Genomic DNA, 2,337 nt, shown 5'->3' with positions numbered 1-2,337 from the left:
CCCGCCTGCGCACCGCCCTCGCCAGTGCCCTGCTGCTACCCGCCGTGGCCGCCCATGCCCAGACCGGCGGCGCCCAGTTGCCGGGCCTGCAGGTCGATGCCGCGCGGGAATCGCCCTACAAGGCCGAGCGCTCGGCCTCCCCCAAATACACCCAGCCGCTGGTCGATACTCCGCAAACCCTGCAGATCATCAAACGCCCGCTGATGGAGCAGCAGGGCGCGACCTCACTCACCGAGGCCCTGCGCAACACGCCCGGCGTGGGCACCTTCTTCCTCGGCGAGAACGGCAGCACCAGCACCGGCGCCACGGTCTACATGCGCGGCTTCGACGCCTCCGGCGCCATCTTCGTGGACAACGTGCGCGACCTGGGCGCCATCTCGCGCGATGTCTTCAACCTGCAGCAGGTGGAAGTATTGAAAGGCCCGGCCGGCACCGACAACGGACGCGGCTCGCCGACCGGCTCCATCAACCTGGTCACCAAGCAGCCCGAACTGGCCGATGCGCTAAACGCCTCGGCCACCTACGGCAGCTGGAACCAGAAGCGCGCCACGGTGGACTGGAACCGGGTGCTGGACACCGATCGCGGCCTGGCGCTGCGCCTGAATGTGATGAAGCAGAACAGCGGCGTACCGGGCCGCCATGAAGTCCACAGCAGCCGCGACGGCATCGCGCCTTCGCTGGCCTGGGGCCTGAACGGCCCGACCCGTATCTTCCTGAACTACCTCCACATGCAACAGAACAACCGCCCCGATGGCGGTGTCTCCACCATCGGTCTGCCCGGCTACAGCTCGCCCGACCCCGCACGCCCCTTCCTGAGCCAGGCACCCAGGGTCAATCCGCATAACTTCTACGGTCATGTCGACGACTATGACCGCGTCAATGCCGACATGTACACCCTGCGCGTGGAGCACGACTTCTCACCGCAACTGAAGCTGCAGAACAGCACCCGCTACGCCCGCACCGACCAGGACTATCGCCTCAGCTCCTTCCTCGCCACGGGCGCGAAGAGCAGCCGCTTCGATACCGGTCTGAAGACACCTTCGATCAACGACCGCTCCACCTGGCTGCTGGGCCGCCAGCTGATCAACCGGCGCGATCAGGCCAACCACATCCTCAGCAACCAGACCCATGTGAGTACCGAGCTCGCTACCGGTCCCCTGCAGCACACCCTGGTGGGTGGACTGGAACTGAGCAGCGAACGCCAGGATGCGCTTTCCTTCACCGCCAGCGGTGGCCCGCGACCGGATGCCAACCTGTATGCGCCCGATCCGCGTTTCGACGACAGCAAGCTCAGGATCAACGTCAGCGGCCGCAACAAGGGCGAGACCGACACTGCCTCGCTGTATCTTCTGGATACCATCAAGTTCGATGAACGCTTCTCCATCACCGTCGGCCTGCGCGAAGACCACTATCGCACCCGCTTCTTCAACCTCAACCAGAATGGTCCGACCGAACTCAGGACCTCCGGCAACCTGTTGAACTGGAAGCTGGCCGGCGTCTTCAAGCCGACCCGCAACAGCAGCCTCTACGCCCTGATGGCGACTTCGCAGCAGCCCCCGGGCGGTGCCAATTTCAACCTCAGCGCCAGCAAGGACAGCGCATCCAACCCCGACTACGCACCGCAGAAGACCCGCACCGCCGAAGTCGGCAGCAAGTGGGAAATCCTGGACCGCAAACTGCTGCTGACGGCCGCCCTGTTCCGCACCGAAGTCAGCAACGAGGTCGAGAAGGATGAAGCCAGCGGCGTCTATTTCCAGACCGGCAAGAAGCGCAACCAGGGCGTGGAACTGGGCGTGAGCGGTGAACTGACGCCCAAGCTCTCGCTCACCGCCGGCTACAGCCGCATGAACAGCACCGTCGAGAGCGGCAGGATCGTCACCGCCAGCGGCGAGAACGTCCTGAACTACACGCCGCAGCAATCCTTCACCAGCTGGGCCAGCTGGCGCCTGCCGCAGGGCTTTGTGGTGGGCGGCGGCCTGCGGTATTCGGGTGGTCTGCGGCGCGGACGTGACGGCGCGATCGGCACGCCCACCCGGACCGACGCCTATGTGGTGGCCGACGCCATGGCCGGCTACGTGTTCAACAAGACGGTGGACCTGCAGTTCAACGTCACCAACCTGTTCAACAAGGACTACGCCGCCTCCATCAACAAGAGCGGCTACCGTTACACGCCGGGCGCCCCACGCGCCTTCGCGCTGACGGGCAACTTCAAGTTCTAGGCCGCGGCATCGTGTTGAATCGGGCAGCATAGTGCACTTCGAACTGATTTCGAATGAAGCAAACTAAGGCCCTAGCCTTCCGGTGACGACGGTCTGTCGTCACCGCTCTCCCCCTCCC

1 protein-coding gene is annotated in these 2,337 nt (G+C 64.9%); it reads left to right on the top strand.

Annotation, left to right across the window (positions count from 1 at the left end):
• Window positions 1-2,219, top strand: a 2,219-nt coding sequence (locus HBH1_RS24705; protein WP_233207701.1) for a catecholate siderophore receptor Fiu, incomplete at its 5' end; no start/stop codon positions are given.
• Window positions 2,220-2,337: the final 118 nt, after the last annotated feature.

The organism is Herbaspirillum sp. BH-1 (assembly GCF_002870055.1).
Taxonomy (GTDB): domain Bacteria; phylum Pseudomonadota; class Gammaproteobacteria; order Burkholderiales; family Burkholderiaceae_D; genus Herbaspirillum; species Herbaspirillum frisingense.
This window is presented reverse-complemented; position numbering and strand designations above follow the sequence as displayed.